Raw genomic sequence first — 25,720 nt, forward strand, 5'->3', positions numbered from 1 at the left:
ACCGATCGTGAGAGATCACAATGGCGGCGCCCGGGAAGTCCAGCAGGGCTTCTTCCAGGGAACGCAGGGTTTCAACGTCGAGGTCGTTGGACGGTTCGTCGAGCAGCAGGACGTTGCCGCCCTCTTTCAGGGTCAGGGCCAGGTGCAAGCGACCGCGCTCACCACCGGACAGGTCCTTGACGAACTTCTGCTGATCGCCGCCCTTGAAGTTGAAGCGACCGACGTAGGTCCGCGACGGGATCTCGTAGTTGCCGATGCGGATCTGGTCCGAACCGTCGGAGATTTGCTGGAACACAGTCTTGCTGCCGTCCAGGTCGTCGCGGCTCTGATCGACGCAGGCCAGTTGCACGGTTTCGCCGACTTCGATGCTGCCCGAATCCGGTTGTTCCTTGCCCATCAGCATGCGGAACAGGGTCGATTTACCGGCACCGTTACCGCCGATCACGCCAACGATGGCGCCCTTCGGCATCGAGAACGACAGGTTGTCGATCAACACGCGATCGCCGTAGCCCTTGGTGACGTTCTTGAACTCGATGACCTTGTCACCCAGGCGTGGACCCGCCGGGATGTAGATCTCGTTGGTTTCCGAACGCTTCTGGAATTCCTGCGACTGCATTTCTTCGAAGCGTTGCAGACGAGCCTTGGATTTGGACTGGCGGGCCTTGGCGCCTTTGCGCACCCACTCCAGTTCTTCCTTCATGGCTTTTTCGTGAGCCGACTGCTGCTTGGACTCGGCAGCGAGACGATCGGATTTGGCTTCGAGCCAACCCGAATAGTTGCCCTCGTACGGGATACCGGCGCCGCGGTCGAGCTCGAGGATCCAGCCAGCGACGTTGTCCAGGAAGTAACGGTCGTGCGTGATCGCGACCACGGTGCCCGGGAAGTCGTGGAGGAAATGCTCCAGCCAGGCGACGGAATCGGCGTCCAGGTGGTTGGTGGGTTCGTCGAGCAGCAGCATGTCCGGCGCGGACAGCAGCAGGCGGCACAGGGCCACACGACGCTTTTCACCACCGGAAAGGAATTCGACCTTGGCGTCCCAGGCCGGCAGGCGCAGCGCATCGGCAGCGACTTCCAGTTGGCGGTCCAGGTTGTGACCGTCGCTGGCTTGCAGGATGGCTTCGAGCTTGGCCTGTTCAGCGGCCAGCTTGTCGAAGTCGGCATCTTCATCAGCGTAAGCGGCGTAGACCTCGTCCAGGCGCGCCTGGGCGTTCTTGATCACGCTGACCGCTTCCTCGACCACTTCACGCACGGTCTTGGCCGGGTCCAGGATCGGTTCCTGTGGCAGGTAGCCGATGTTCAGCTCCGGCATCGGACGGGCTTCGCCCTCGAACTCGGTGTCGACGCCGGCCATGATTTTCAGCAGCGTGGATTTACCCGAACCGTTGAGGCCGAGCACGCCAATCTTGGCGCCGGGGAAGAAGGACAGCGAAATGTTTTTCAGGATTTCCCGCTTCGGCGGAACAACTTTGCCCAGCCGATGCATGGTGAAGACGTATTGAGCCATGGAGAACCTTGGGTCAGTGACAGATGAATGATTGGAGCGCAGGCGATGCCCGGCCAGACCGTGCGCGTCGTCCGACTGATAGCTATCAATACGTGCGCGCTGAAAAAGTCTGATTCTAGGAGCTGGAACGCTCCCGCGTAACCGGCAAAGCTACCTTAATGACCGATGGCAGTCCAGCCGAGCAGGACTGGCACTTTGCCACAACTCAAGGCATGCTAGCCGCCCTCCGGGCGTCCGGCTTATAGTGCACGTCGCGCCAGTCCAGCCAAACCGCAGGATTACAGTTTGTCTAATGTCACTCCGCCCTTGACCACCCGTGCACCGACTGCGGTGACCGGTACCCCCCTGCGCGGAACATTGAAGGGCGCGCTGGCAACACTCGTGCTTTTGCTGCTCGCGTTGCTGTTCTGGCAACTGCTGGATCAGCTGCGCGAAACCCAGAAAAACCAGCGCCAATACACTATCGACTACAGCGCCGATCTGGCTGCCCAAGTCAGTCTGAACATGTCGCTGAATGCGCAGATCGCCCTCAACCTGCTACCCATCGTCGAACAGCCGCAAAGCGCCGACGAACAGCTGGAGCTGCTGCGCAAGCTGCAAAAGTCCTTGCCCGACCTGCGCAGCCTCGCGCTGTTGAGCCCCTCGGGAAAAGTCATCAGCGACAGCGCCGCCGACAGCGACGACGCCGACTACCTCGTCGAGCTGGTACGCCGCAGCCGTGCCCAGGTGCACTATTTCAGCAACGCCGACAACGGTTCGGTGGTGCATCTGCTGCTGCATCAGGCCAGCGGCAGCTCCCGGGGTTATTGGGTCCTGCGCCTGGCGCCAAGCTTTTTCTCGTCACTGACCAAACCCAGCGAGGCCGGTATCCGCCCAATGTGGCTGGTGGAAAACCGCTTCAATCACCAGGTCATCAGCCGCGATGATTCACTGCCCTTGGCCAAACCGAGCGAGCTGACCGCGGACGATGTGGCCAACAGCGTGCTGACGGTTCCCCTGACCGGCAGCGACTGGCAACTGCGCGGGTTGTTCGACCGGCAACGTGTGATCGAAGAACTGCTGCCAGCGTTTATCGGCAAATGCCTGTTGGGGCTGGCGCTCTCTCTGCTGCCGCTGATCGCCCTGCTGAATATGCGCCGCCGTCAACGCCAGGTGACTGAAGGTCGCCGGCGCTATCAGGATATCTTCGAAGGCACCGGCGTCGCCCTGTGTGTACTCGATGTGTCTGGCCTCAAGAGCGTCTTCGACAAAGCCCAGTTGCACATCACCGAACAACTGCAAGCCTGGCTGGAAACTCCGGAACAGCGCCAGCAACTGCTGCAGGAACTGCGCATTACCGAGGTCAACCAGGTTGCCCTGCAACTGCTCAACGTCAATTCCTGCGAGCAAGCCTGGAAGTTGCTGATCGACGGCAATCCGCTGGATGGCACCGCCATCGGCAATCAAGTGCTCGACGCGGTGCTCAACCAGCAGAAACAGTTTGAGCTGGAAATAAAACTGCAAGACGCCAATGGCCGCGATCAGCACCTGTGGCTGGTGCTGCGCTTGCCGGAAAACCAGGACGACTATAAAGCCGTGATCCTGAGCATCAGCGACATCACCAGTCGCAAGCTCGTCGAACTGTCGCTGCTCGAGCGTGAAGGGTTCTGGTCCGACGTGGTGCGCACCGTGCCGGATCATTTGTACGTCCAGGACGTGATCAGCCAGCGCATGATCTTCAGCAACCATCATCTGGGCCAGACACTCGGCTATAACCGCACCGAGCTGCACCAGATGGGCGAGTACTTCTGGGAAATCCTCCTGCACCCCGAAGATGCCGACCACTACCACCGCTCGCGCCAGACCCAGCGCCACGCGGGCTATACGCAATTGCTGCAATGCCAACTGCGCTTCCGTCACCGCAACGGCAAATGGCGGCGTTTCGATATTCGTGAACAGGCGTTGGCGCGGGACAAACACGACCAGGTCACACGGATCATCGGCGTGGCCAAGGACATCACCGAGCAGATCGAGGCCAGTGAGTCCCTGCGCGACAGCGAGCAGCGCTACCGGATGCTCGCCGAAAGCATCAGCGACGTGATTTTCTCCACGGACAGCAAGCTCTCGCTCAACTACGTCAGCCCGTCGGTGCAAGCCGTGCTGGGCTACGACACCGACTGGATTTTCCAGAATGGCTGGCAATCGACCATTGCCAACCCGCAACAATTGACCGGCATCTACAACCTGATGGACCGCGTCAGCAAAGCACTGGGCAAACCCGAGCAACTGGCGCTATTGCGCAGTCAGGTGCAGACCCAACTGTTCCTGTTCGACTGCCTGCGCGCCGACGGGCGCAAGATCCCGATCGAGTTGCGTCTGGTGCTGGTCTGGGACGAACACGGCGCCTTCGAAGGCGTGCTCGGTGTCGGTCGCGACATCAGCCAGCAACGCCGTGCCGAGAAAGACCTGCGCATGGCGGCCACGGTATTCGAACACTCGACCTCGGCGATCCTGATCACCGACCCGGCGGGCTACATCGTCCAGGCCAACGAAGCGTTCAGTCGCGTAAGCGGTTATGCGGTGGAGCAAGTGCTCGACCAGTTGCCAAACATGCTGACCGTCGACGAGCAGCAGGAAGCGCACCTGCGCTATGTGCTCAAGCAATTGAATCAGCACAGCACCTGGGAAGGCGAAGTCTGGCTCAAGCGTCGTAACGGCGAGCATTACCCGGCGTGGGTCGGCATCACGGCGGTGCTCGACGACGAAGGCGATCTGGCCAGTTACGTGTGCTTCTTCAGCGACATCAGCGAGCGCAAGGCCAGTGAACAACGGATTCACCGCCTCGCCTATTACGACGCCCTGACGCACCTGCCCAACCGCACACTGTTTCAGGACCGCCTGCACACCGCGCTGCAATCGGCGGAACGGCAGAAGTCCTGGGTGGTGCTGATGTTCCTCGACCTCGACCGTTTCAAGCCGATCAACGACTCCCTGGGCCACGCCGCCGGCGATCGCATGCTCAAGGAAATGGCCACGCGCCTGCTCGGTTGCGTCGATGATGACGACACCGTGGCACGCATGGGCGGCGACGAATTCACCTTGCTCCTGCAACCGCGCATCAACCGGGAAATCGCTCTGAACCGGGCGATTCACGTGGCGGAGCAGATCCTCGCCAGCCTGGTGAAACCGTTCGTGCTCGAAGGCCGCGAGTTTTTCGTCACCGCCAGTATCGGCATCGCCCTGAGCCCGCAGGATGGTAACGAACTCAGTCAGTTGATGAAGAACGCCGACACCGCGATGTACCACGCCAAGGAGCGCGGCAAAAACAACTTCCAGTTCTATCAGGCCGACATGAACGCCAGCGCCCTCGAGCGCCTGGAACTGGAAAGCGACTTGCGCCATGCCCTGGAGCAAAACGAATTCGTTCTGTACTACCAGCCGCAGTTCAGCGGCGACGGCAAACGCCTGACCGGCACCGAAGCATTGCTTCGCTGGCGTCATCCACGCCGTGGCCTGGTGCCGCCGGGAGATTTCATTCCGGTGCTCGAAGAACTCGGCCTGGTGGTGGACGTTGGCGATTGGGTGATCAGCGAGGCCTGTCGTCAACTCAAGGCGTGGCATCAGGCCAAGGTGCGGGTGCCGAAGGTCTCGGTGAACATCTCCGCCCGGCAGTTCTCCGACGGCCAGCTCGGCACGCGGATCGCCACCATCCTCAAGGAAACCGGCCTGCCGCCGGCCTGCCTGGAGCTGGAACTGACCGAAAGTATCCTGATGCGCGAAGTCAGCGAGGCGATGCAGATTCTGGCCGGGCTGAAAAACCTCGGGCTGAGCATTGCGGTCGATGACTTTGGCACCGGTTATTCATCGCTGAACTACCTCAAGCAGTTCCCGATCGACGTGCTGAAAATCGACCGCACGTTCGTCGATGGCTTGCCGTCGGGTGAACAGGATGCTCAGATCGCCCGGGCAATCATCGCCATGGCCCACAGCCTCAATCTGGCGGTAATCGCCGAAGGCGTGGAAACCCATGAGCAGCTGGACTTCCTGCGTGAGCATGGCTGCGATGAGGTTCAGGGGTACCTGTTCGGGCGGCCGATGCCGGCGGGCCGGTTTGAGGCGCAGTTCAGTAATGATGCGTTGTTCATGTTCGACTGAGATTTTTGCAGGGAGGCCATCGCCAGCAGGCTGGCTCCCACAAGAATTTATGGTCGGTCAGGGAGTTTGCAGGCTATCGCAATTACTGTGGGAGCCAGCCTGCTGGCGATTGGGCCGGCATGATCACCGCTGATCCCGTCATGAAGCCCACTTGTCTGCGACATGACGTCCTTTCATATGCCATCTAAAACCCATTGGGTTAGAATGCCCCCCTTTTCTGCCCCGATCCTTGAGGACCGCCATGTTCAGCCGTGATTTGACTATTGCCAAGTACGACGCCGATCTCTTTGCCGCCATGGAGCAAGAAGCTCAGCGCCAGGAAGAGCACATTGAGCTGATCGCTTCGGAAAACTACACCAGCCCTGCGGTGATGGAAGCTCAAGGCTCGGTACTGACCAACAAGTACGCCGAAGGCTACCCGGGCAAGCGCTACTACGGTGGTTGCGAGTTCGTCGACGTTGTTGAGCAACTGGCCATCGACCGCGCCAAAGAACTGTTCGGCGCCGATTACGCCAACGTTCAGCCGCACGCCGGTTCGCAAGCCAACAGCGCCGTTTACCTGGCCCTGCTGCAAGCGGGCGACACCATCCTGGGCATGAGCCTGGCTCACGGTGGTCACCTGACCCACGGTGCCAGCGTTTCCTCCTCCGGCAAGCTGTACAACGCCGTTCAGTACGGCATCGACGCCAATGGCCTGATCGACTACGACGAAGTCGAGCGTCTGGCCGTTGAGCACAAGCCGAAAATGATCGTGGCCGGTTTCTCTGCGTACTCGCAGATCCTCGACTTCCCGCGCTTCCGTGAAATCGCTGACAAGGTTGGCGCTTACCTGTTCGTCGACATGGCCCACGTGGCCGGTCTGGTCGCCGCTGGCGTCTACCCGAACCCGGTGCCATTCGCTGACGTCGTGACCACCACCACGCACAAGACCCTGCGCGGTCCACGTGGCGGCCTGATCCTGGCTCGCGCCAACGCCGACATCGAGAAGAAGCTGAACTCCGCGGTATTCCCGGGCGCCCAGGGTGGCCCGCTGGAGCACGTGATCGCCGCCAAAGCGATCTGCTTCAAAGAAGCGCTGCAACCTGAGTTCAAGGTTTACCAGCAACAAGTGGTGAAAAACGCCCAGGCCATGGCCAGCGTATTCATCGAGCGCGGCTTCGATGTGGTGTCCGGCGGTACTGAAAACCACCTGTTCCTGCTGTCGCTGATCAAGCAGGAAATCTCCGGTAAAGACGCTGACGCCGCTCTGGGCAAAGCGTTCATCACCGTTAACAAGAACTCCGTGCCAAACGATCCACGCTCCCCGTTCGTCACCTCCGGCCTGCGCTTCGGTACTCCGGCTGTGACCACTCGCGGCTTCAAGGAAGCAGAGTGCAAAGAGCTGGCCGGCTGGATCTGCGACATCCTGGCTGACCTGAACAACGAAGCGGTGATCGACGCCGTTCGTGAGAAGGTCAAGGCCATCTGCAAGAAGCTGCCGGTGTACGGCGCTTAATCAGCCCGTTAAACCGCAGTCAGAAAAAACCGGCCAGTGATGGCCGGTTTTTTTTCGCCTGCGATTTTGCAGGAGCCGCACCACTGGTCAGACCGGTCATGCCAACTTCACAGTTTCTACTTGCGACAACCCAAAATTAGCGCCTAGACTGCGCCTGCACTGGACATACCGGTAAGACCACAATAATTAAGTCCTGAATCTGATGCGCCTCGCGCACGGCAGCCAGGACACCGACCAGGATTCCTCCCATGCTCAGATGGTGCTCGCGTTCAATCTTCCTTCAAGTGGTTCTCGGACTGGTGCTCGGCATCGTCTGCGGGCTGACCCTTCCCGAATATTCCGCCCAGCTCAAACCCCTCGGTGACGGTTTCATCAAGCTGATCAAGATGCTCATTGGTCTGATTGTGTTCTGCGTTGTGGTCAGCGGCATCAGCGGTGCAGGCGACCTGAAGAAGGTCGGACGCATCGGCCTGAAATCGGTGATCTACTTCGAAGTGCTGACCACCATTGCCCTGGTGATTGGTCTGGTGCTCGCGTTCACCACCGGCATCGGCAGCGGCGCGAACATTCATCTGGAGCAGTTATCTGCCGCCGACATGGGCGACATCGCCCAGCGCGGTCAGCACATGCAAACCACCTCCCAGTTCCTGATGAACCTGATCCCGACCTCGGTCATCGGCGCCTTCGCGGAGAACAACATTCTGCAAGTGCTGCTGTTTTCGGTGCTGTTCGGCAGCGCGCTGAACCTGGTGGGCGAAGCGGCATCGGGCATTTCCCGGTTGATCAACGAGCTCAGCCACGTGATTTTCCGCATCATGGGCATGATCGTGCGCCTGGCGCCGATCGGTGTGTTCGGCGCGATTGCCTTCACTACCAGCAAATATGGCCTGGACTCGCTACAACACCTGGGCAGTCTGGTTGGCTTGTTTTACCTGACCTGTGTGGCGTTTGTGACATTGATTCTCGGTCTGGTGATGCGCCTGTCCGGCCTGCGGATGTGGCCACTGCTCAAATACCTGCGCGAAGAATTGCTGATCGTCATGGGCACCGCGTCGTCCGACGCCGTACTGCCGCAAATCATGCGCAAGCTTGAGCACCTGGGCATCGGCAGTTCGACGGTCGGCCTGGTGATTCCAACCGGGTACTCGTTCAACCTCGACGGCTTTTCGATCTACCTGACCCTCGCCATCGTCTTCATCGCCAATGCCACCGGTACGCCGCTGGCCATGACCGATCTGCTCACGATTCTGCTGGTGTCATTGATCACGTCCAAAGGCGCCCACGGGATTCCCGGCTCGGCGCTGGTGATTCTGGCGGCGACGCTGACAGCCATTCCGGCGATTCCGGTGGTCGGTCTGGTGCTGGTGCTGGCGGTGGACTGGTTCATGGGCATCGGCCGCGCGCTGACCAACCTGATTGGTAACTGCGTCGCCACCGTGGCCATCGCTCGCTGGGAAAAAGACATCGATATCCAACGGGCAAATAAAGTGCTTTCGGGCCAGGTCGGTTATACCTTCCAGCCGAGAAAACCGGTTGCCCCGGCGCATCAGCAGGAATTTTAAACAACGTGTGCCTGCCTGCGGGCAGGCACATTTATCGCGACTTGGAGCGAACAGTGATTACCTCGTCAACCGTCGTCAATTCAGTGGTAGAAAAACTCCGGGCCGCCTTGGCCCGCGGTCAGTGGCGCTCCGGCGAAATGTTGCCGGGCCAGCGTGAACTGGCCGAGCAACTGGGCATCAGCCGCCCGAGCCTGCGCGAAGCGGTGATCGTGCTGGAGACCCTCGGCCTGGTGCGCTCGATGCCGGGCAAAGGCGTGGTGGTGCTGGACGCCAATCTCAGCGACAGCCAAAGCCATGACAGCGCGGTGGCCGGCGCGAGCCTGGAAGACGTTCTGCAACTGCGCTACACCCTTGAACCGTTTATCGTCGGCCTGGTGGCGCAATCCATCAGCAGCAAGGAAGTCGGGCAATTGCGCCTGACCCTCATGGACATGCGCGAAGCCCTGGAGGCGAACGATAGCGAAGCCGGCGTGAACGCCTACATCGCCTTCCACGAAGAGCTGTTCACCCTGACCTCGAACCCGATTTTCCAGAGCGTGGTGCAGCAGACGAGCAATGCCCTCAAGCAAAGCGCCGAGGTGCTGCGCAATTCCCCCGAGCATCTGGCTGAGCGCCTGGAAGAGAACGAAGCCGTGGTGCGCGCGATTCGCAGCAAGAACAGCGCCCAGGCCAGTGCCGAGATGCGCCGCCATATCCTTCGCGAAGGAAAGCGGATGGGCATCGAATTGAATATCCCGGACGACAACCTCGGCAGTTGAAACCTATTGAAACCGGAGACAGGCCATGAACAGCTTCGCCTCACCGCAAACTCTTGTCGCCCTGCCCTTTTCTCCGCCGGTAGATGATCTCTACTCGCGAGTCTTCGACGCCATACTCGAGCAACGCCTCCATGCCGGCAGCCGCTTTACGGAAGAAAGCCTGGCGCAGATGTTCGGCGTTCGACGCGGTGACATTCGTGGAGTGTTGACGCAACTGTCCCATCAGCAGGTCATCGTGCTGCGCACTCACCATCGCCCCCGCGTCGCCCTGCTCGATAGCGAGCAGGTCCGGCAGACGCTGCATGCCCGGCGACTGACTGAGACCACGGTGGTGCGGCTTGCCTGTCAGCAGCCCCATCCACAGCATTTGAAACACCTGCGCACCTTGATCGATAGCGAGCGCCTGTGCACCACGCGTGGCGCGGCGATTCGGTTGGCCGGGGAATTTCATCTGCAGTTGGCTGAAATGGCGGGGAATGCACCGTTGGCGCATTTTTTAGGCACCCTGGTGCCGCTGACTTCGTTGGCGATTGCGCAGTTGGATGTGCGGGTGGAGGGTTATTGCGAGTGGCAGGTGCATGCCGGAATTCTGGATGCAGTAGAGCGTAGCGAGGCAGTCAAGGCGGCCATGCTGCTCAGCAGGCATCTGGATTATCTGGAGGAAACATTGCTGCCCCCGGGGCCGGGCCTGAGCCAGAATCGTGTTGCTGGTTAGATCGCCATCGCGGGCAAGCCCGCGATGGCGTCATCACTGATGCTACAAATCTTTCAGCCCGCCGCCACCCGTGCAAACCCCTCCCGAATCTTCTCCTCCGGCAAATCATCGGCAATAAACACGATCACGCTTTCACGCGTTTCATCGTCCGCCCACTCCGTATCCCAATCGAACCCGTACAACTTCAGCACACCTTGAAAAACCATGCGCCGCGGCTCGCCAAGGATGTTCAGCACGCCTTTGTAACGCAGCAATTGCTTGCCATGATCTTCCAGCAGTTCGTTCATGAACTCGCTGAGTTTGTCGATATCCAGCGGCTTGTCAGTGCGCAGCACCAGGCTGGAAATGCGGTCGATGGAAGGCGCTTTGCTGACCGGACGCAGACTCAGGCCGCCACCGAGGTCGGCATTGAGATTGAAACCACGCACATCGAGCAGTTCGGCCAGATCGATCTGGCCGTGGTCGACCACGCGAATCGGCGCGCGACGGTTGATGCGGGTCAGGCGTTCGCTCAACGCGGTGAAGGCCGGCTCGTCCACCAGATCGCGTTTGCTCACCAGCAAGCGGTCGGCGAAACCGATCTGCGCCTGAGCGATGGCTTGGGTCAGGTGCACGTCGGCGTGCGCCGCGTCGACCAAGGTAATGATGCCGTCGAGGATGTAGCGCTCGCGCAGTTCCTCGTCGATGAAGAAGGTCTGTGCCACGGGTGCCGGATCAGCCAGGCCGGTGCACTCGATCACCAGACGATCGAAGGCGATTTCGCCGCTGTCCAGGCGTTCGAGCAACAGGTAAAGCGCCTTCGTCAGGTCGGTGTGGATGGTGCAGCAGACGCAGCCGTTGGACAGTGTCATCACTTGCACCGGCTCGTCGCCCAACAGTTGGGTGTCGATACCGGCGTCACTGAATTCGTTTTCGATCACGGCGATTTTCAGGCCGTGCTCGGCTTTGAGCAGGTGGCGCAACAGCGTGGTCTTGCCGGCGCCAAGGAAGCCGCTGAGGATCGTGACGGGGATGGGAGAGGACAACTGGAATCTCCTGTTTCACAAAGTTAAAAAACAACACAAAACAAATGTGGGAGCTAGCCTGCTGGCGATGGCGGACTGTCAATCAACAGTGATGTTGAATGTTCAGCCGCCATCGCCAGCAGGCTAGCTCCCACACGGATTGCTGTTAATCCGATAACCGGGTCAACAGCACTTCGGCCCACCCTTGCCACCGTAACGAGCTTCCTGGCGTTCCCGAAAGAACATCTCGTAGCTCATCACCGGTTTGTCCGGGTGTTTGGTTTGCATATGCTCGACGTAGTTGTCGTAGTCGGGCATGCCGACCATCAGGCGCGCGGCCTGACCGAGGTATTTACCGAGGCGACTCAGGTCATTGAACATCGTGCATTCCTCGATTACGCATCCGGCAGCGCCTGGAACGGTGCTTCTTTATCCGTACGCTCTTTGGTGCCCCAGGCGGAAATACCGACCTTGAGCGCGTAGAACAGGATGCTGAACACCACGAACAGGAACAGCGCCGTCAGCGTTGCGTTGGTGTAGGCGTTGAAGATCACGTGTTGCATCTGAGTGATGTCCTTGGCCGGGGCGAGGATCTGACCGTTGGCCAGCGCATCGCTGTATTTTTTCGCCAGTGACAGGAAGCCGATCGCCGGGTTGGCGTCGAACAGCTTGATGAAGCCGGCCGTGGTGGTGCAGATCAGCAGCCAGACCGCTGGCAGCATGGTCACCCAGACGTAGCGTTGGCGTTTCATTTTGATCAGCACGACGGTGCCGAGCATCAGCGCGATACCGGCCAACATCTGGTTGGAGATACCGAACAGCGGCCACAAGGTGTTGATGCCGCCCAGTGGATCGATCACGCCCTGGTACAGCAACCAGCCCCACATCGTGACACAACCGGCGGTGGCGATCAGGTTGGCCGCCCAGGATTCGGTGCGCTTCAGCGCCGGCACGAAAGAGCCGAGCAAATCCTGGAGCATGAATCGACCGGCACGGGTACCGGCGTCAACCGCGGTCAGGATAAAGAGCGCTTCGAACAGGATCGCGAAGTGGTACCAGAACGCCATGGTGTTTTCACCCGGCAGGACACTGTGCAGGATCTGCGCGATACCGACCGCCAGGGTCGGCGCGCCGCCGGCACGGGCGAGGATGGTGGTTTCACCGATGTCCTTGGCCACCGCTTGCAAGGCTTCCGGGGTAATTGCAAAGCCCCAGCTGCTGACGGTTTGTGCCACAGCCACCACATCACCACCGACGACTGCCGCTGGACTGTTCATGGCGAAGTAGACGCCCGGCTCGATCACCGACGCGGCGACCATCGCCATGATGGCGACGAAGGATTCCATCAGCATGGCGCCGTAACCGATGTAACGGGCGTTGACTTCGTTATCCAGCAGCTTCGGCGTGGTGCCGGAGGAGATCAGCGCATGGAACCCCGAGACCGCGCCACAGGCGATGGTGATGAACAGGAACGGGAACAGACCGCCCTTCCACACCGGACCAGTGCCATCGACGAACTGGGTCAACGCCGGCATTTTCAGCTCTGGCATGGTGATCAGGATGCCGATCGCCAACGCGACGATGGTACCGATTTTCAGGAACGTGGAGAGGTAGTCACGCGGTGCCAGAATCAACCAGACCGGTAACGAGGCGGCCACGAAACCGTAACCGACCAGCATCCAGGTAATCTGAACGCCATTGAAGGTGAACGCCTTGGCCCACACCGGATCGGCGGCAATCTGCCCGCCGAGCCAGATCGAACCGAGCAGCAGCAACACGCCGACCACGGAGATTTCACCGATGCGGCCCGGGCGGATGTAGCGCATGTAGATGCCCATGAACATTGCGATCGGGATGGTCGCCATCACCGTGAAAATGCCCCACGGGCTCTCGGCCAGGGCTTTGACCACGATCAGCGCCAGCACCGCGAGGATGATGATCATGATCAGGAAGCAGCCGAACAGCGCGATGGTGCCGGGGATGCGGCCCATTTCTTCACGGACCATGTCGCCCAGGGAGCGACCGTTGCGGCGAGTCGACATGAACAGGACCATGAAGTCCTGAACCGCACCGGCCAGTACCACACCGGCGATCAGCCACAGCGTGCCGGGCAAGTAGCCCATCTGTGCCGCCAACACCGGACCGACCAGCGGCCCCGCGCCGGCGATGGCCGCGAAGTGGTGACCGAAAAGGATATGTTTGTTGGTAGGGACGTAGTCCAGACCATCATTGTTGAGCACGGCGGGGGTGGCCCGTCGCGAATCGAGTTGCATCACATTGTTAGCGATGAACAGACTGTAGTAACGGTACGCAACCAGATAAATGGCCACGGCAGCGACCACAATCCACAAGGCGTTGATTGCCTCGCCTCGGCGCAACGCCACGACACCAAGAGCGCACGCTCCTACGATTGCCAGCAGCAGCCAGGGTAGATGGCGTAGCAGGCTATTATTATTTTTCATTTTATGATTCCAGCCAGGGTGGACAAGAAAGACAGCCACCCCGAGTTTAGCTCGCCTGACGGCAAAGGCCATACCCCGACATTGGTCTGGACGCCCTCCCGGCTGGCAGGCTTTGACAATGCGGGTCTATAGTCAGCGAACATTCAGAGGATTGCGCCATGAGCCAACACCCTGCCGATCGCCGCCGCTTCAAACGTATTGCGTTCGACGCCCGAACAGAGTTGTGCCAAGGGGACTTCATCTGGCCAGTGAAGTTGATTGACCTGTCACTCAAGGGGCTGCTGATCGAAAAACCCGAGCCGTGGCTGGGCGATCAGGCAAAGGTTTTTTCCGTCGACATTCATCTGAATAAAGACGTCGAGATCAAGATGGATGTGCAGCTAACGCACGACGATCACGGCCAGTTGGGTTTCGTCTGCCGATACATCAGCCTGGATTCCATAGCGCGCCTGCGACGGTTGATCGAACTCAATCTGGGGGATCAGCGGGAACTGGAGCGGGAATTGGGTGCGTTGATCGAGGTCTGACGACTCGACGCAAATCCCTGTGGGAGCAGGGCTTGCCCGCGATGGCAGTGCCAGCCCTAACACAAATGTCGGCTGACAAACCGCTATCGCGGGCAAGCCCGGCTCCTACAGTATTGGGGAATGCCTGCAGTTACTCGAATAGTGCGTCGAGGGCCTGCTCCAGACGCGTCACGGCAATAATCTGCAGCCCCGGCGGCGCCTCTTTCGGCGCGTTGCCCTTGGGCACAATGGCCCGTTTGAAGCCGTGTTTGGCGGCTTCTTTCAAGCGTTCCTGCCCACTCGGCACCGGGCGCACTTCGCCAGACAAACCGACTTCGCCGAACACCAGCAGATCATGGGGTAATGGCCGGTTGCGCAAACTGGACATGACCGCCGCCATCAACGCCAGGTCGGAAGCCGTTTCCAACACCTTCACCCCCCCCACCACGTTGAGGAACACGTCCTGGTCGTGGGTCGGAATGCCGCCGTGACGGTGCAACACTGCCAGCAACATCGCCAAGCGATTCTGATCCAGCCCCAGCGTGACCCGACGAGGGTTGGCCAGGTGACTGTCATCCACCAACGCCTGAACTTCCACCAGCATCGGCCGGGTCCCTTCCCACGTTGCCATGACCACACTGCCAGGTACTTCTTCCTGAGCACGAGTGAGAAAAATCGCCGACGGATTGGACACTTCCTTTAAGCCCTTGTCGGTCATGCCGAACACGCCCAGTTCGTTGACCGCGCCGAAACGGTTCTTCACCGCCCGCAGCAAGCGCAAGCGACCGTCGGATTCACCCTCGAAATACAACACGGTATCGACCATGTGCTCCAGCACTCGCGGCCCGGCCAGCGCGCCTTCTTTAGTCACGTGGCCAACCAGGAAAATCGCCGTGCCACTTTGCTTGGCATAGCGCACCAGCAAGGCCGCGCTCTCACGCACCTGGGACACGCCACCGGGTGCCGATTGCAGTTGTTCAGTGAAGATCGTCTGAATCGAGTCGATCACCATGACCTTGGGCTTTTCGACCCGGGCGGTCGCGATGATGGTTTCGATGCAGGTTTCGGTCATGACACGCAGTTGATCCTGCGGTAATCCCAAGCGACGGGCGCGCATGGCCACTTGCTGCTGGGACTCTTCGCCCGTGACGTATAGCGCCGGCATGCTCTTGGCGAGATTGCACAAGGTTTGCAACAGGATGGTTGATTTGCCGATGCCCGGATCACCGCCGATCAGTACCACCGAACCGTCCACCAGCCCGCCGCCCAGGACGCGATCGAGCTCACTGGAGGCTGTGGAAAAACGCGGTATCTCTTCAACGCTGACTTCGGCCAGGGTCTTGATCTGCGCCTGCTGGCCTGTCCAACCGGTGCGACCGCTGGGGGCTGCTGCACCGCCGCTCTCGACCATGGTTTCGGTCAAGGTGTTCCAGGCCCCGCATTCGCCGCACTGGCCGGCCCACTTGGGGAAGGTTGAGCCGCACTCGGTGCAGCCGTACATGCGCTTGGCCTTGGCCATCTGAACTCCCGGCAAAAAACCGCGATGATAGCTCAGCTGGACTGGATCAGTGCGACGAAGTTACCCAATGGGGCTCTACCTGAACTTGCAAAGATCCCGAGACAGCGACAGCGTTACAACTCACATAACTTGTACAACGCCCAGCACAGACAACTCCACCCAAGTTAAACCGCCCCCCCACAAAGCTGTACAAGCCTTAATACTTCTCAAGCTTAAAGTACAACATTACCCAATGAACCAAGAGTTTAATACAGACATTCAAAACGATGGCTTTACGACATCATGCACAATGTATTTTTCCGGTCATTATTTTCCACACCGAGAACTTATACTTGAGATTCAGCACTGTAAAACTAATAGCACGCACACTCCCACTACACTCAATAAGCGACTTCTGCAACGCACACACTTTCAATGATAGCCACCCCCATCGCTGATCGGCACAAGCGCCTGAATGACGAGTAACGTCCTTCAGATGGATAGCGGGAACGCGCCTGGAACGAGCAGATTTACCCATCAATGATGGCATTTTGAAAACTTTTTACCGATGATCTGGTCGATAGCGGGCTAGCGCTGTAAGCAGGTGTTTCGGGCAAGAACGATTTGGCTGATTTACACTGCATTACCAACCTCATCTGTAACAAGGAAATAACCTATGGGCGTGATAAGTGAGTTCAAGGCCTTCGCGGTCAAAGGCAACGTGGTTGATATGGCGGTCGGTATCATCATTGGTGCGGCCTTCGGCAAGATCGTTTCGTCGTTTGTCGGCGACGTGGTCATGCCGCCAATCGGCATGCTGATCGGTGGGGTGGATTTCAGTGACCTGGCCATTACGCTCAAGGCAGCCAACGGGGACATTCCCGCAGTGGTGCTGGCGTACGGCAAATTCATCCAGAGCATGATCGACTTCATCATCGTCGCGTTCGCGATTTTCATGGGCGTCAAAGCCATCAACCGCTTGAAGCGCGAAGAGGCCGTTGCGCCCACCCTGCCGCCGGTTCCGACCAAGGAAGAAGAGCTGCTGGGTGAGATCCGTGATCTGCTGAAGGCCCAGAACAATCGGCCTGAATGATCTGATGCAGACAAAAACGGCGCCTCGTTGCGCCGTTTTTTTTACCAGTAATTTTCCACCGCCACGTGCCCGGGGCGTCGGCTGAGACTCAGGTGCATGTCGCGCTGTTTCAGCAACTTTCGCGTGTCATCGATCATCTGCGGGTTACCACAAAGCATGACCCGCGAATGCTCGGCTGTCAGCGACGCACCTGCTGCTCGCTCCATTTCGCCACTCTCTATCAAGGTGGTGATTCGACCATTCAAGGCACCCGGATGTTGTTCGCGGGTGACCGTGGCAATGTACTGAAACTTGTGTGCGTATTCGGCCAGATAGTCACGCTGCACCAGCTCCGCGATCAGCGCCTGATACGCCAGCTCCCGGGCTTCACGCACACTGTAGACGAGGATGATTCGTTCGAATTTCTCCCAGACCTCGAAGTCCTGCAGGATCGACAGAAAAGGCGCCACGCCCGTGCCTGTGGATAACAACCAGAGGTCCCGCCCGTCGACGAAGCGGTCAAGCGTGAGGTAACCAAAAGCCTGGCGGTCCACTAGCAGCGTATCGCCGACACCCAGCCGACTGAGCTCACTGGTGAATTCTCCCCCCGGCACCACGATGGAAAAGAATTCGAGGAACTCGTCATAAGGCGAAGAGACCATGGAATAGGCACGCCAAACAACGCTGCCGTCCGGCTTGGTCACCCCCAGCCTGGCGAATTGCCCCGCACGAAAACGAAAGCCGGGATCCCTTGTCGTGCGCAGGGTGAACAGGTTCGGGGTCAACGGCTTGACGTCGAGCAGGGTCTGGCGCGTGTATTTTTCTGCACTGGCAGTCATGGGGCGCTCCATTCAACAGATAGCGTCCAGTGTCCAGCAAAGCCTGGGAAACAAACACCCACTTTTTGTAGTGTTTTAATTTGTCATCGTGGACATTACAACGAGTATTTAAATCATTAGACGTACCACTCAGTTAAAAACTGGGCAATCACATTAAACACAGCATTCAATAGCGATCTTATTTGTCTAATTTGTTTAGAACCTGATATTTAATTTTTAACGCGCAGTAAAGCCAAAAAATCTCACCTGCCTGTAAGATTCATCCTACACTCGGCTCGTGCTGGATCTTGGATCCAAACAGCACCCCAGCAGATTGTGAAATGGAGATACAGGATGGAACGTTGGAAGGAATCACAACTCAACCAACTATCGAGAACGCTGGATATAGATACCGCGTACCCGATTGCACTTGAATTCGCGAAAAACATCGGGTTTAAATTTTTCGCCTTTTCAACTACTTATCAAACAAAAAACAACCAGTTCAACACTATCCAGCGCAACAATTACCCGGCGAGCTGGAACAAGGAATATAAACAAAAGAATTTGAGTTCGGTGGATCCGGTAGTGGCTCATTGCAATCACTCCACGCTGCCCATTTTGTGGAGCGAAACTCTTTTCTCCAACGTTCCTTCGCTGTGGGAAGCTCTTGAAGCACAAGGTTTGCAGCACGGCTGGTCGCAATCACTGCATGACGAAGAGAGCGGCCTCTGCAGCATTCTGAGCCTGGCAAGGAGCCATTGCCCGATCACGGCCCTGGAATTGTATGAAAATCTCGGTTTTTCGATGTTCATGTGCCGACATCTTCATACGCTGATCGCACAATCACTGCCCAAGAAAATGCTGAAGCCATCCGCTCCGCATTTATCTCCCCGGGAAATCGACGTCCTGGAACTGGCGGCAGCCGGCAAGACGGCAGAAGAAAGCGCACGAATTCTGAATCTGAGTGCACGGACCATCCATTTTCACATTCAAAGTTCGATCGATAAACTCGGGGTCAGTAACAAAATTGCGGCCATTATCGCCGCCCTCAAGGCAGGCTACCTCAGCAGCACCTCGATACGTTGATCGATTAAAACCGGCGAGTAACGTACCATTTGCGATTCCTCCTGAGTGTAGACGTGCGAACCTTCACGACGCAGTGCACTCAGACGGTCTCGCCCGCTATAACGCCCCTGAGCCGCGGGATACCCGTTGATTGACCCAGAGCCCCGCCCCATGCCTTTGCTCGAAACACCCTTCGCCCGCCTCGACCTGATCCGCCAGCCAGAACAGCAGAACGAACCGTTGCAAGCGTTTGATGCCGCCGACGAGTACCTGCTCAATCATTTGGCCGACCAGCAACCGAGCGCGAACACTCGAGTGTTGGTGCTCAACGACAGCTTTGGCGCATTGGCCGCCAGCCTCGTGGGCAAGGTTCAGGTGACCAGCAGCGGCGACTCGTTCCTGGCCTTTCAGGGCCTGGAAAAAAATCTGATCCGTAACGCTCAGGCATTTGATGCCGTGCCTCGCGTGCCTGCCAGCGAAGCGTTTAGCGGCCCGTTTGATCGGGTCCTGATCCGCGTGCCGAAAACCCTGGCCTTGCTAGAGGAGCAATTGATCCGTCTGCAAAGCCAATTGGCGCCCGGAGCCCAAGTGATTGCCGGCGCCATGATCAAGCATCTGCCACGCGCCGCCGGGGATTTGCTGGAGCGCTACATCGGCCCGGTTCAAGCCTCGCTGGCGGTGAAAAAGGCTCGACTGTTAATGGCCACCGCTGAAGCGAAAGCCCCTGCGACGTCGCCCTACCCGACTCGCTATCGGCTGGATGTGCCAGCGATTGAGCTGCTCAACCACGCCAATGTGTTTTGTCGCGAAGGGCTGGATATCGGTACGCGAGCCTTTTTGCCACACTTGCCGACAAACCTCGGCGCGGCACGGGTCGCTGATCTGGGCTGCGGTAACGGCGTGTTGGCCATTGCCAGCGCACTGCAAAACCCGCAGGCGCACTACACGCTGGTGGACGAATCCTTCATGGCCGTGCAATCGGCCGCCGAAAACTGGCGCGCGGCGCTGGGTGACCGGGACGTGATCGTGCGTGCCGGGGATGGTCTGGCCGGGCAGGAACCGCAGTCACTGGACGTGGTGCTGTGCAATCCGCCGTTCCACCAGCAACAAGTCGTGGGCGACTTCCTCGCCTGGCGGATGTTCCAGCAGGCGCGGGAAGCACTCGTGGTGGGCGGTGCGCTGTACATCGTCGGCAATCGTCATCTGGGTTACCACAGCAAACTGGCGCGGTTGTTCCGCGGCGTCGAACAAGTGGCCGCCACACCGAAGTTCGTGATCCTCAAAGCCCGAAAATAATCCCGGACAAAAAAAACCCTCCAGCGCGGGAGGGTTGTAAATCCGTGCCGCAAGGCATCGGGATGGGATTTTGCGAATTCAGTGGGTCGACAGGCCTGCAGCATTCATGAACATGCGCATCAGGCTCGCAACGATGAACAGCGCCACGACGCTGCCGGTCCAGATCATCGCCAACCAACCGAGCCGCTGCCACAGCGGCTTTTTCTCTGCTGCTTCGATTTCCTGCAAGGAATGTTTGCCAGCCATCATCGTGATCTCCTCTGAAATGGCGCAGGTCTCAAGCCTGCGCCATTGCCGTGTGCGCTAGTGGTAACCATCTTCATGGGTAACCTTGCCGCGGAATACGTAGTAGCTCCAGAAGGTGTAACCCAGGATGAACGGGATGATGAACAAGGTGCCGACCAGCATGAAGCCCTGACTCTGCGGCGGTGCGGCGGCGTCCCAGATCGAGATCGACGGCGGCACGATGTTCGGCCACAGGCTGATGCCCAGACCGCTGTAGCCGAGGAAGATCAGTACCAGGGTCAGCAGGAACGGGGTGTAGTTCGCATTGCGAGCCACGGCGCGGATCAAGCCGTACATAGTCACGAGCACCAGAATAGGCACCGGCAGGAACCAGAACAGATTCGGCAACGTGAACCAGCGCGCGGCGATCTCGGCGTGGGCCAGCGGCGTCCAGATGCTGACGATACCAATCACCGCCAGCACCACAAAGGCCAACGGCCGCGCCAGGTTGTGCATCTGCTCCTGCAACTTGCCTTCGGTTTTCATGATCAGCCACGTGCAGCCGAGCAGCGCATAAGCCACCACCAACGCCACGCCGCAGAACATCGTGAAGGGCGTCAGCCAGTCCAGTGACCCGCCGGCGAACTGACGGTTGACCACCGGCAGCCCATCGATGAACGCCCCCAATGCCACGCCCTGGAAGAAGGTCGCGGCGACCGAGCCGCCGATGAACGCTTTGTCCCACAGATGGCGCTTGTCATCCTTGGCCTTGAAGCGGAACTCGAACGCCACGCCGCGAAAGATCAGCCCGATCAGCATGAAAATCAGCGGCAGGTACAGCGCCGAGAGCACCACCGAATACGCCAGCGGGAAGGCGCCGAACAGTGCCGCGCCGCCCAGCACCAGCCAGGTTTCGTTGCCGTCCCAGACTGGCGCGACAGTGTTCATCATCACGTCACGGTCGGTCTTGCCCGGGATGAACGGGAAGAGAATCCCGATGCCCAGATCAAAGCCGTCCATGACCACGTACATCATGATGCCGAAGATGATGATCACGGCCCAGATCAGCGGAAGATCAATACCCATGACTCAAATCTCCTTGGTCAGGCTGGGGCTGTGGTCACTTTCGGCGCCATCATCGTCAGCCGCCGACAGCGGACGGGCCGGCGTGCGTTTCTGGCCAGGACCACCGTCGTTGGTTTCCTTGCCTTCGTCGATCTTCGGCCCTTTGCGCACCAGGCGCATCATGTAACCCAGTCCGGCACCGAACAGCGCGAAATAGACCACGACAAACAGGATCAGCGTGATGCTCATCTGCATGAAGCTGTGATTGGACGATGCGTCTGCCGTGCGCATCAAACCGTACACCACCCACGGCTGACGGCCGATTTCAGTGGTAAACCAACCGGCAAGGATCGCGATCAGGCCGGACGGGCCCATCCACAACGCCAGGTACAGGAACGGTCGCGAGGTATACAACTTGTCGCTTTTGCGTAGCCACAGGCTCCACAGACCGGTAAAGATCATCAGCATGCCCAGGCCGACCATGATCCGGAACGACCAGAACACGATGGTCGAATTTGGTCGGTCTTCCGGCGGAAACTCCTTGAGCGCCGGCACCTGTTTGTCCAGGGAATGCGTGAGGATCAGGCTGCCCAGATACGGAATTTCGACGGCGAATTTGGTCCTCTCTTCTTTCATGTCCGGCCAGCCGAACAGGATCAGCGGGGTCGGTTCATCGCCGTGGTTTTCCCAGTGGCCTTCAATCGCGGCGATTTTCGCCGGTTGATGCTTCAACGTATTGAGACCGTGGAAGTCGCCGATGACCGCCTGAATCGGTGCAACGATCAGGGCCATCCACATCGCCATCGAGAGCATGGTGCGGATCGCCGGGTTGTCCTTGCCGCGCAGTAAATGCCACGCCGCCGAGGATCCGACGAAGAATGCGGTGGCGACAAACGCGGCCGTCGCCATGTGCATCAGGCGGTACGGGAACGACGGGTTGAAGATCACCGCCAGCCAGTCGGTTGGAATGACCTGGCCGTTGATGATTTCGAAGCCCTGCGGGGTCTGCATCCAGCTGTTGGACGCGAGAATCCAGAAGGTCGAGATCAGCGTGCCGATGGCGACCATGATAGTGGCGAAGAAGTGCAGATTGCGTCCGACCTTGTTCCAGCCGAACAGCATGACCCCTAGGAAACCGGCTTCGAGGAAGAAGGCAGTCAGTACTTCGTAGGTCAGCAACGGCCCGGTCACGGAACCGGCGAAGTCCGAGAAACGGCTCCAGTTGGTGCCGAACTGATAAGCCATGACCAACCCGGAGACCACGCCCATGCCGAAGTTGACGGCAAAGATCTTCGACCAGAAGTGGTACAGATCGCGGTAAGTATCGTTGTTGGTTTTCAGCCACAGGCCTTCGAGTACCGCCAGGTAACTCGCCAGACCAATGGTGATGGCCGGAAACAGGATGTGGAACGAGATGGTGAACGCGAACTGAATTCGGGCGAGATCAAGCGCCTCCAAACCGAACATAAGTCTTCCTCTGTCAGGTAATACCGGCTGAAGGCTTGCGGCCTACACCCACGGCCCCCACGGATATGGAGTGTGGCGAATTTGAATTCGTTCTTCTTTTTACAAACATCACACGCAGGGAGTCTGGCCATCTGGCCACCGAATCAATTCCACAAAGGTTTTGATCTGGATCAAGCATGGGTAAAAGAGTAGTCCGGTTTTTGACGATGGACGGTGTGGTCTTTTGCCGCGTGACAGGTTGCCTCATGGATTCGGCAATCAGCTGCAACACATTCCGTAAGCAATCCCGCCATATCGGTGTCTAGCTAACTAAATTTTCCGGCCCCGCAACTTCTAGTTACAGGTTGGTGATAATCTCGAACCTCCCCTCGCTCAAGATCTGCCACCGATGCCCAGCCAAGCGCCCTTGCTGTTACGTCATCATCGCCCTTTCATCGCGTTCTGGCTGGCTCGGGTGTTTACTGCCAGCGGCTTTCAGATGCTCACCGTGGCCATCGGCTGGAACCTCTATCAACTGACCGGCAACGTGCTGGACCTGGGCCTGGTCGGTCTGGTGGAATTTGCCCCGCGCGTGCTGTTCATGCTGCACACCGGGCACGTCGCCGACCGCTATGACCGCCGTAAAGTCGCGGCCATCTGTCAGTCACTGCAGGCATTGATTGCGCTGACGCTGGCGATTGGCGGCGCTACCGGCCACGTCACCCGGGAAATGATCTTCATCCTCGCGTTCCTGCTCGGCGCCGCTCGCTCCTTCGAGATGCCGACCACCCAGGCGCTATTGCCGAGCATCGTTCCCGCTGCGCTGTTCCCCCGCGCCGTCGCCGCTGCACAGTCGGCGCAACAATCGGCAACCATCGTCGCCCCGGCCTTGGGTGGTTTGTTGTATGCCTTCGGCAGCGTCTGGGTCTACGGGCCGACCGTGATCCTTTATGTGATCGCCTGCCTGTTAATGCTCAACCTGCCCGCCCGGCAAACGCCGCTGAACAAAGGCAAGGCGACCCTCGATTCGCTGCTGGCAGGTGTCCGTTTCATTCGCAGCCGTCCGGATATTCTCGGCGCGATTTCCCTCGATCTGTTTGCAGTGCTGCTCGGCGGAGCGACGGCGTTGCTGCCGGTGTTCGCCAAGGACATTCTGCTGACCGGGCCATGGGGGCTGGGCCTGCTGCGTTCAGCTCCGGCAGTCGGTGCGTTGCTGATGTCGCTGTGGCTGGCGCGATTCTCGGTGGATCGCAAGGTCGGTCGGGTGATGTTTACCGCCGTGGGTGTGTTTGGCGTCGCGACCATTGCGTTCGGCCTGTCGACCTCGTTTTGGTTCTCGCTGGCTGTGCTGGTGGTGTTGGGCGCGGCAGACATGATCAGCATGGTAATCCGCGCGTCCTTCGTGCAACTGGAAACACCGGATGAAATGCGTGGCCGGGTCAGCGCGGTAAACGGCCTGTTCATCGGCGCCTCGAACCAGTTGGGTGAGTTCGAATCCGGCCTTACCGCTCACTGGTTCGGCACGGTGCCGGCGGTGGTCATGGGCGGTATCGGCACGTTGGTGGTCACCGGGGTGTGGATCAAGCTTTTCCCGACGTTGGCCAACCGTGATCGTATGCATGTGCCGGTGGAAGAAGCCAGGGTTTGAACCAGGGCTAGAGCACAATTTTGCCGACCAAGTGCAATACATAGATAGTGATTGGCAAGGCGCGTATGTGGTTAGGGGTTCAGACCGACTACGATCTTTGGCAAGCAGAGCAGCGGGAACAACCGATCATCAAACCGCTTGCCGTTCACGCCTGACATGCTCTAAACCACCAACTCCCCCGCCACCGTCGCCCGCGCAGCTTTGCCGCAGAGTTGTTCCACCAGTGTCAGGGCAAACGCGAGTGCGCCCCCGGAACCTTGAGCGGTCACGCAGTTGCCATCGACCACCACCGGTTGATCGACAAAGTTGCAACCCGACAGTTGATGGCTGGCACTAGGCAGGCACGTCATCCGCCGCTGACGCAGGACGCCAAAGGTTTGCAGTGCCAGCGCAGGGGCTTCGGCGATGCCGGCGAACAGACGTCCGGCCGCCGCCTGATCCTTGATCAATTGTTGCAAGGGTTGATGCGCCGCCAGATGCTGCGCGCCGACTGCACCGCCGGGCAGTGCGATCAGGTCAAAGGGCTGGGCCAGCAAATCCACCAGCATCGCATCGGCCGTCACGCGGGTGCCGCGGGCACAGGTGAGCATGCGCCGGCCCTCGATGCTGGCCACCACCACTTCAACCTTGGCGCGGCGCAGCACATCGATCAGCGTCGCGGCTTGCAGGTCATCGATGCCCTCGGCGAGGGTAATCAGGGCTCTAAAGGTCATGAGTGCAGTCCACAGGATGATCTTTACAGCGTAGTCAGCTTTCCTGCTCTCCGTTCGGGCGGGCGTTACTTGATGTAAAGCTGCGTCGACATCGTATTGCCCGGCGCGTTGATCGACGTGTTGCTGAAGGTGAACGTGCCTTCCTGCTTGCCGGCCAGATCAAAGACATACAGATAACCGACGGTTTTTCTGCCGACGGTGCAATCGGTCAGGTTGCCATTATCAAAGGCGCAAACCGGAGTCCGGGTGCCGTCCACGTCAAAACCGTCGAGCCCGACTTGCGCCTTGCGGCCGTAGCCGACTTCCAGCACGTAGATCTTGATGTTCGGCCCGCTGTGATCGCAACGGGTTTTCTCTTGCCCATCGCCAATGTCTTCAAACCCGCAGGCCGGCGACTCGACCTTGAGCACCTTGACCTGACTCAACGGCGCCGCCGACGCCGCCGAGGCGGTTTGTGCCCCCAGCAACAAGCCAATCACTATTGCGAATACGTTAACCAGATGCGTTTTCATGCTATCCCCATGTCCCCCAAAACCAGCGCGCAGTATGGCGCACTTGGCTTTAACGCAAAACATCGACGACGATCACCACCATAAGCAGCCACAACCCCACGCGGCTGGTATGATGCGCGGCTTTTTCCGACCCACAGAAAATTACCAGGCGCCTGCAGCGGTCTGTGCTTTGCTGTTGAGGTCGATACATTCACGGCGCCGGGCGCGCCACGGGGAGCAGAC

At 59.1% G+C, this 25,720-nt stretch carries 21 protein-coding genes and 1 pseudogene; 11 read left to right on the plus strand and 11 right to left on the minus strand.

What is annotated here, in order from left to right; all coding sequences use genetic code 11:
• On the minus strand, positions 1-1,504 hold a 1,504-nt coding region (gene ettA / locus Q7W83_RS24260; RefSeq protein WP_473657384.1), incomplete at its 3' end, for an energy-dependent translational throttle protein EttA.
• 285 nt (positions 1,505-1,789) lie between these two features.
• Here ettA and Q7W83_RS24265 point away from each other — a divergent pair.
• From Q7W83_RS24265 to Q7W83_RS24285, 5 genes are all read left to right on the plus strand, one after another.
• Positions 1,790-5,638, plus strand: coding sequence for a sensor domain-containing protein (locus tag Q7W83_RS24265; RefSeq protein ID WP_473657387.1), 3,849 nt, complete (start codon positions 1,790-1,792; stop codon positions 5,636-5,638).
• A gap of 241 nt (positions 5,639-5,879) precedes the next feature.
• Positions 5,880-7,133 carry a serine hydroxymethyltransferase gene (glyA, locus tag Q7W83_RS24270; RefSeq protein ID WP_150633515.1) on the plus strand — a complete coding sequence of 418 codons (1,254 nt, stop codon included), beginning with the start codon at positions 5,880-5,882 and terminating at the stop codon, positions 7,131-7,133.
• 248 nt (positions 7,134-7,381) lie between these two features.
• Positions 7,382-8,695, plus strand: coding sequence for a C4-dicarboxylate transporter DctA (locus Q7W83_RS24275; RefSeq protein ID WP_150633516.1), 1,314 nt, complete (start codon positions 7,382-7,384; stop codon positions 8,693-8,695).
• 53 nt (positions 8,696-8,748) lie between these two features.
• A complete protein-coding gene (locus Q7W83_RS24280) occupies positions 8,749-9,453 on the plus strand; it encodes a FadR/GntR family transcriptional regulator (RefSeq protein WP_084319536.1) in 705 nt (234 codons plus the stop codon).
• A gap of 25 nt (positions 9,454-9,478) precedes the next feature.
• Positions 9,479-10,168, plus strand: coding sequence for a GntR family transcriptional regulator (locus Q7W83_RS24285; protein WP_473657393.1), 690 nt, complete (start codon positions 9,479-9,481; stop codon positions 10,166-10,168).
• Between the two features lie 53 nt (positions 10,169-10,221).
• Here Q7W83_RS24285 and yjiA read toward each other — a convergent pair whose 3' ends face one another.
• The 3 genes from yjiA to Q7W83_RS24300 all read right to left on the minus strand — a co-directional run bounded on the left by yjiA (position 10,222) and on the right by Q7W83_RS24300 (position 13,634).
• Positions 10,222-11,193, minus strand: coding sequence for a GTPase (gene yjiA, locus Q7W83_RS24290; protein ID WP_150633518.1), 972 nt, complete (start codon positions 11,191-11,193; stop codon positions 10,222-10,224).
• Between the two features lie 162 nt (positions 11,194-11,355).
• Positions 11,356-11,553: a YbdD/YjiX family protein gene (locus tag Q7W83_RS24295; RefSeq protein WP_007895266.1), complete on the minus strand. Its 198-nt coding sequence runs from the start codon at positions 11,551-11,553 to the stop codon at positions 11,356-11,358.
• 14 nt (positions 11,554-11,567) lie between these two features.
• Positions 11,568-13,634 carry a carbon starvation CstA family protein gene (locus Q7W83_RS24300; protein ID WP_150638340.1) on the minus strand — a complete coding sequence of 689 codons (2,067 nt, stop codon included), beginning with the start codon at positions 13,632-13,634 and terminating at the stop codon, positions 11,568-11,570.
• Between the two features lie 158 nt (positions 13,635-13,792).
• Between Q7W83_RS24300 and Q7W83_RS24305 the strand changes: the two genes are divergently transcribed.
• On the plus strand, positions 13,793-14,161 hold the full coding sequence (locus Q7W83_RS24305) for a PilZ domain-containing protein (RefSeq protein ID WP_150630443.1): 369 nt from the start codon (positions 13,793-13,795) through the stop codon (positions 14,159-14,161).
• Between the two features lie 130 nt (positions 14,162-14,291).
• Here Q7W83_RS24305 and radA read toward each other — a convergent pair whose 3' ends face one another.
• A complete protein-coding gene (gene radA, locus Q7W83_RS24310) occupies positions 14,292-15,659 on the minus strand; it encodes a DNA repair protein RadA (protein WP_008040321.1) in 1,368 nt (455 codons plus the stop codon).
• 655 nt (positions 15,660-16,314) lie between these two features.
• Between radA and mscL the strand changes: the two genes are divergently transcribed.
• On the plus strand, positions 16,315-16,731 hold the full coding sequence (gene mscL / locus Q7W83_RS24315; protein ID WP_150630442.1) for a large-conductance mechanosensitive channel protein MscL: 417 nt from the start codon (positions 16,315-16,317) through the stop codon (positions 16,729-16,731).
• 41 nt (positions 16,732-16,772) lie between these two features.
• Here the strand turns inward: mscL and Q7W83_RS24320 are convergent, their stop codons facing one another.
• Positions 16,773-17,549, minus strand: coding sequence for a ferredoxin--NADP reductase (locus Q7W83_RS24320; RefSeq protein WP_150654479.1), 777 nt, complete (start codon positions 17,547-17,549; stop codon positions 16,773-16,775).
• A 333-nt stretch (positions 17,550-17,882) separates the two neighbouring features.
• Between Q7W83_RS24320 and Q7W83_RS24325 the strand changes: the two genes are divergently transcribed.
• Complete coding sequence (locus tag Q7W83_RS24325; RefSeq protein ID WP_473657397.1) at positions 17,883-18,614, plus strand: helix-turn-helix transcriptional regulator; 732 nt, start codon at positions 17,883-17,885, stop codon at positions 18,612-18,614.
• 150 nt (positions 18,615-18,764) lie between these two features.
• On the plus strand, positions 18,765-19,889 hold the full coding sequence (locus Q7W83_RS24330) for a methyltransferase (protein ID WP_473657400.1): 1,125 nt from the start codon (positions 18,765-18,767) through the stop codon (positions 19,887-19,889).
• 78 nt (positions 19,890-19,967) lie between these two features.
• On the opposite strand, the gene Q7W83_RS24335 is transcribed toward Q7W83_RS24330, so the two are convergent.
• From Q7W83_RS24335 to Q7W83_RS24345, 3 genes are read right to left on the minus strand one after another with little or no spacing between them, the layout of a single operon-like run.
• A complete protein-coding gene (locus Q7W83_RS24335; RefSeq protein ID WP_064680606.1) occupies positions 19,968-20,135 on the minus strand; it encodes a DUF2474 domain-containing protein in 168 nt (55 codons plus the stop codon).
• A 57-nt stretch (positions 20,136-20,192) separates the two neighbouring features.
• Complete coding sequence (cydB, locus tag Q7W83_RS24340) at positions 20,193-21,200, minus strand: cytochrome d ubiquinol oxidase subunit II (RefSeq protein ID WP_150630438.1); 1,008 nt, start codon at positions 21,198-21,200, stop codon at positions 20,193-20,195.
• A 3-nt stretch (positions 21,201-21,203) separates the two neighbouring features.
• Positions 21,204-22,646, minus strand: a complete 1,443-nt coding sequence (locus Q7W83_RS24345) for a cytochrome ubiquinol oxidase subunit I (RefSeq protein ID WP_150630437.1) — start codon at positions 22,644-22,646, stop codon at positions 21,204-21,206.
• Positions 22,647-23,034: 388 nt separating this feature from the next.
• On the opposite strand from Q7W83_RS24345, the gene Q7W83_RS24350 reads away from it, so the two are divergent.
• Positions 23,035-24,273 (plus strand): MFS transporter, encoded by a 1,239-nt coding sequence (locus Q7W83_RS24350; protein WP_150638347.1) that lies wholly within the window; start codon positions 23,035-23,037, stop codon positions 24,271-24,273.
• 50 nt (positions 24,274-24,323) lie between these two features.
• Positions 24,324-24,428 (plus strand): annotated as a pseudogene (locus tag Q7W83_RS24355) (HigA family addiction module antitoxin); the annotation flags it as partial.
• 6 nt (positions 24,429-24,434) lie between these two features.
• On the opposite strand, the gene Q7W83_RS24360 reads toward Q7W83_RS24355, so the two are convergent.
• Together Q7W83_RS24360 and Q7W83_RS24365 are read right to left on the minus strand one after the other, a co-directional pair.
• Positions 24,435-24,986: a DJ-1 family glyoxalase III gene (locus Q7W83_RS24360; RefSeq protein WP_150630435.1), complete on the minus strand. Its 552-nt coding sequence runs from the start codon at positions 24,984-24,986 to the stop codon at positions 24,435-24,437.
• A 65-nt stretch (positions 24,987-25,051) separates the two neighbouring features.
• Complete coding sequence (locus Q7W83_RS24365) at positions 25,052-25,498, minus strand: DUF4879 domain-containing protein (protein WP_150638349.1); 447 nt, start codon at positions 25,496-25,498, stop codon at positions 25,052-25,054.
• Positions 25,499-25,720 lie beyond the last annotated feature (222 nt).

This window comes from Pseudomonas sp. 300 (genome assembly GCF_055803035.1).

What these genes read in the sequence shown, in the direction of transcription:
- glyA (WP_150633515.1), top strand. Translation starts at nt 5,880, where the DNA reads ATGTTCAGCCGTGATTTGACTATTGCCAAGTACGACGCCGATCTCTTT.
- Q7W83_RS24275 (WP_150633516.1), top strand. Translation starts at nt 7,382, where the DNA reads ATGCTCAGATGGTGCTCGCGTTCAATCTTCCTTCAAGTGGTTCTCGGA.
- Q7W83_RS24285 (WP_473657393.1), top strand. Translation starts at nt 9,479, where the DNA reads ATGAACAGCTTCGCCTCACCGCAAACTCTTGTCGCCCTGCCCTTTTCT.
- Q7W83_RS24295 (WP_007895266.1), bottom strand. Translation starts at nt 11,553, where the DNA reads ATGTTCAATGACCTGAGTCGCCTCGGTAAATACCTCGGTCAGGCCGCG.
- Q7W83_RS24300 (WP_150638340.1), bottom strand. Translation starts at nt 13,634, where the DNA reads ATGAAAAATAATAATAGCCTGCTACGCCATCTACCCTGGCTGCTGCTG.
- Q7W83_RS24305 (WP_150630443.1), top strand. Translation starts at nt 13,793, where the DNA reads ATGAGCCAACACCCTGCCGATCGCCGCCGCTTCAAACGTATTGCGTTC.
- radA (WP_008040321.1), bottom strand. Translation starts at nt 15,659, where the DNA reads ATGGCCAAGGCCAAGCGCATGTACGGCTGCACCGAGTGCGGCTCAACC.
- mscL (WP_150630442.1), top strand. Translation starts at nt 16,315, where the DNA reads ATGGGCGTGATAAGTGAGTTCAAGGCCTTCGCGGTCAAAGGCAACGTG.
- Q7W83_RS24320 (WP_150654479.1), bottom strand. Translation starts at nt 17,549, where the DNA reads ATGACTGCCAGTGCAGAAAAATACACGCGCCAGACCCTGCTCGACGTC.
- Q7W83_RS24325 (WP_473657397.1), top strand. Translation starts at nt 17,883, where the DNA reads ATGGAACGTTGGAAGGAATCACAACTCAACCAACTATCGAGAACGCTG.
- Q7W83_RS24330 (WP_473657400.1), top strand. Translation starts at nt 18,765, where the DNA reads ATGCCTTTGCTCGAAACACCCTTCGCCCGCCTCGACCTGATCCGCCAG.
- Q7W83_RS24335 (WP_064680606.1), bottom strand. Translation starts at nt 20,135, where the DNA reads ATGGCTGGCAAACATTCCTTGCAGGAAATCGAAGCAGCAGAGAAAAAG.
- cydB (WP_150630438.1), bottom strand. Translation starts at nt 21,200, where the DNA reads ATGGGTATTGATCTTCCGCTGATCTGGGCCGTGATCATCATCTTCGGC.
- Q7W83_RS24345 (WP_150630437.1), bottom strand. Translation starts at nt 22,646, where the DNA reads ATGTTCGGTTTGGAGGCGCTTGATCTCGCCCGAATTCAGTTCGCGTTC.
- Q7W83_RS24350 (WP_150638347.1), top strand. Translation starts at nt 23,035, where the DNA reads ATGCCCAGCCAAGCGCCCTTGCTGTTACGTCATCATCGCCCTTTCATC.
- Q7W83_RS24360 (WP_150630435.1), bottom strand. Translation starts at nt 24,986, where the DNA reads ATGACCTTTAGAGCCCTGATTACCCTCGCCGAGGGCATCGATGACCTG.
- Q7W83_RS24365 (WP_150638349.1), bottom strand. Translation starts at nt 25,498, where the DNA reads ATGAAAACGCATCTGGTTAACGTATTCGCAATAGTGATTGGCTTGTTG.